Below are 4,393 nucleotides of genomic sequence, written 5' to 3' on the forward strand. Positions count from 1 at the left end.
TACCCATTAACAAAGTTATATTTACGGGCTAAAAAAATTTTTCAGAGGCTATATAAGCAGAGGATCTAAGGATGACCAGCAAAAAGCAGCCCGCTAACAAGACTCAAGCACTATCGGCTGACCCACTTTTCTTACAAGCTGAACACTTGGCTAAAGACTTTTCATTATTTCCTGCTCATAACAAGCAGAGTTTATCTGAAGAAGTGAAAGGATTATTAACAGAAGATTCCATTCAATCAAACTTGAAAAGTTTGGCATCTTTAGACGTTGACGGTTATGTCAATAAAGTTATCCAACCGACCTTGGATAAAAACCGCCCAGGCGCGAAGCGAATGATCGCGGACTTAAAAGGCAAGATTATTGCCGAAAGTCATATCGGACCGTTTTATCGTGCTGAAGTGGAACTTAATTTTGGTACTCGTACTCGCCGTATCGGTTTTATTGCGCAAGAGCGCACGACCGCAAACGGTGCATGGATGCCTGAACACCATCTTGCAGCATGTAAGGCAATCCGTCATTTCGCTGAATTGTCTATGCCTATTGTATATTTAATCGATACTCCTGGTGCAGATGCAGGGGAAATTGCTAATAGCCAAAATCAAGCGCATACCATTTCTAAAGCGATTGCTGAAAGTGCTAATGTTGATGTACCGACAGTCGGTATTGTGATTGGTGCAGGCTATTCTGGTGGTGCAATTCCATTAGCTGCAGCGAACATTCTATTATCTGTACGAGATGGTATTTTTAACACCATTCAACCACAAGGTTTGCAGAGCATTGCGCGTAAGTACAACTTGTCATGGCAGGAATGTGCTAAATCGGTAGGCGTGTCACCAGAAGAGTTGTATACCGCTGGGTGTATTGACGGCATTATCGATTTTACTCCATCAGATAAAGATGAGCGTCAGCATAATTTCCGTCGTGCGATTATCAGTTCTATTGAAGCCGTTGAACGTGCTGCAATGAACTTTGTACGCGAATCTACAGATTTAAGAGAGCATTATGATCGCAGTTTACAGCGTTATTTAGCGCCGTCGGCTAATCTGCTCACGCTTGAAAATAATACCCGCTTATCTGTCGCCAATAACCCAACGATGTACCACAATATTTTTGGTAGTGCATATCGTTATTTACGTTATTTGACCTTGCGTAGCCGCATTCATTCAATCTCACAAGAACAGTACGGTCGCTTATCAAAAGTGAGCGTGCCAGAAGGTGATTTGTTAGCGCGCATTAAGCAAGAACAGGAACGCGTGTTCCAGGCGTGGTTAACCAACCCTGATAAGCTCGTTTACGATGAAGAACTGAATAAACTTTGGGGTACATTCAGCGCTAAACGTAAAGACATCTCTGCAGAACGTAACGTGATTACACGTTTTATTTTGGGTGAACCAAAAGAGAACTATAAAAAAGCACGTAAAGCATTGTTATTTAACATTGGTTGGTCGTTATACCATCGCTGGAAAAGTAACGCCGCTAACAATTTCAATGGCTTAATTAAGCATTTAGAGTCACTGCCTAAGTCTACAACGCAAGCTCCATGGCCTGAGCTAAGCCAGCTTACCGTGTTGGATATTGTGGTTAATGACGAATTACGCGCAGACTTTATTTGGCAGTGTCATAACGTGCTTATTTTCAATGCGCTATATGACAATGTGGTAGGCAGCTTGGCATCAATTTCGAAAGAAGCCATGATGTCAAAAAGTTTGTCTCGTGAATCAGTGGATAAATTACTCCACAAATCAATTGATAACGCATTATCGACAAGCGACAAAGCTAACGACAAGAGCAAGTTCTATAAGTGGCTTAAATACTTTATGGATCAATCGAATCGTGCTGAATTGCTTACTCGTGTAGAGCAATGGAAGAGTGTGGGTTTCCCACAGTTAAACGATTCGTTATTTGTAATCTTAACTTATTTCTTCGAGCGTTTATTACCAGAGTACTTTGATAGCGAAGATGAACACGATAAGTACACCGGTACAATTAACCCTGTACGTATTGGTCGTCGTAAAGATTTTTGGAACCGTTTAACAATGGGTTACCAAGACTTACTGATCCAAAAAATACTTCGCGAAGAGAAAAAGCAAGGCAAGATGGGCTGGGAAAATATTATCAAACAGTTCTTTACTAAGTTTGATGAAATTGATGCCGACAAAATGTCAGCTAACATGCTTAACTTCCCTGGTTTCCGCTTATCGATTGAAGATGCTATTGATAAAAAGATCCGTCCTTGTGGTTTAATTACTGGTCTGGCTGACTTTAATAATAACGGCAGTAAGTTACGTGTTGGTGTTGCTGTTTCAAATACGGCATTCCAAGCGGGTGCATTTGATATGGCCAGTGCTGAGAAATTCAGTTCGCTATTAATTGAATGTGCTAAACGTAAATTGCCGGTTATTTGTTTTATCAGCTCTGGTGGTATGCAAACCAAAGAAGGTGCTGCGGCATTGTTTTCAATGGCGGTCGTGAATGACCGTATTACGCGCTTTATTCGTGATAACGAATTACCTGTATTGATGTTTGGTTTTGGTGACTGTACTGGTGGTGCTCAAGCCAGTTTTGTAACCCATCCTTTAGTGCAGACTTACTATCTTTCTGGTACCAACATGCCGTTTGCTGGTCAAATGGTAGTGCCTGCGTACTTACCATCTACAGCAACATTGTCGAACTACTTATCTAAAGTGCCAGGGGCAATGACTGGGTTAGTTCATAATCCATTTAGCGACACCTTAGACACTCAGTTGTCGGGTATTGATCCACTAATGCCATTACCGACAATTAATATAGAAGAAGTGATCAGCAAAGCGTTGTCGACTCTAGTGCCTGAAGTGATTGAGCTAGAAGACGTTATTGTACAAGACGATCCTCGTGCATTGATGAAGCCAATTAATAAAGTGCTGGTGCATGCTCGTGGTTGTACGGCAGTTAAACTGATTCGTAAAGCACATGACAACAACATTAATGTAGTGTTGGTGGCGTCAGATCCAGACATGACATCTGTTCCTGCAGATATGCTGAAAGACACTGATAAACTTGTGTGTATTGGCGGTAATACTTCAGATGAAAGTTACCTCAATGCTTACTCAGTATTGAAAGTCGCTGAGTATGAAAATGTTGATGCGTTGCACCCAGGTATTGGTTTCTTATCAGAAAGCCCACAGTTTGCGGCATTATGTGTTAACAATGGGGTCAACTTCGTTGGTCCTAGCGTGCATTCAATGACGACCATGGGTAACAAATCTAATGCTATCCATACTTCTCAAAAGCAAAATGTGCCGGTTGTTCCTGGTAGTCATGGTATTTTGACTAACGCAGAACAAGCTGTGAACGTAGCGTCTGAAATTGGTTATCCTGTGCTGTTAAAAGCGGTGCAAGGTGGTGGCGGTAAAGGTATTCAGGTCGTTAAACGCCCTGAGGATATGATTGGTTTCTTCCAGAAAACAGCGACAGAAGCCGCCGCGGCATTTGGTAATGGTGATTTGTATTTAGAAAAATACGTTACATCATTGCGTCATATTGAAGTGCAGTTACTGCGTGATAAGTTTGGCAATACTAAAGTATTGGGTATTCGCGACTGTTCAGTACAACGTAATAACCAGAAAGTGATTGAAGAGTCTGGTTCAACGATGTTGCCTGAAGAGCTCAAACAGCGTGTGATGGAATACACTCGTGCATTAGGTGATGCGACCGATTACATGGGTGCAGGTACCGTTGAGTTTATTTATAACTTAGATGCTAACGAAGTGTACTTCATGGAGATGAACACACGTCTTCAAGTTGAACATCCGGTTACTGAAGCGACATCTGGTATTGATATTGTAAGCGCGCAGTTTGATATTGCTGCGGGTCGTTCAATTGAAAATCTAGAACCCGTAGACCAAGGTTACGCCATGGAAGTGCGTGTGACTGCGGAAAAAGCGGCGCTTGATAGCCACGGTATTCTTCAGCTTATTCCTAATCCTGGTAAAATCACTGAATGTGTATTGCCTCAGCGTGACGATGTCGAAATTATTTCGATTGCAGCAGCAGGTAAGGAAGTATCACCATACTATGACAGCTTGATCGCACAGATCATTATACGTGGTACTGACCGTGCCGACGTTGTGTCTAAAATGTATGCGTATCTCGATAGCGTAGTGATTAAAGGTATTGCGACTAACATTCCATTGTTGAAGCTTATCCTTAAAGACCCAACCTTCAACGAAGGGGTATATGACACTAACTACTTGCCACGCTTAATGGCTGAGTTAGATATACCTGCACTGATTGCTGAAATGGAAGCGGCAGCAGAAGCACTTGAGGTTGATACTGAATCATTACGTGTTGGCGAAAGCAACGAGTTGAAAGTATTGGCTCAAGGCGCAGGTATTTTCTATACCTCTCCAGCACC

The 4,393-nt window shown here is 42.1% G+C and carries 1 protein-coding gene; it reads left to right on the forward strand.

The window, feature by feature from the left end:
- Positions 1-71 precede the first annotated feature (71 nt).
- A partial coding sequence (locus CXF78_RS13010) for an ATP-binding protein (protein WP_102037037.1) occupies positions 72-4,393 on the forward strand: 4,322 nt, incomplete at its 3' end.

Origin of the sequence: Shewanella sp. 11B5, assembly GCF_002836795.1 — a bacterium.
Taxonomy (GTDB): Bacteria; Pseudomonadota; Gammaproteobacteria; order Enterobacterales; family Shewanellaceae; genus Shewanella; species Shewanella frigidimarina.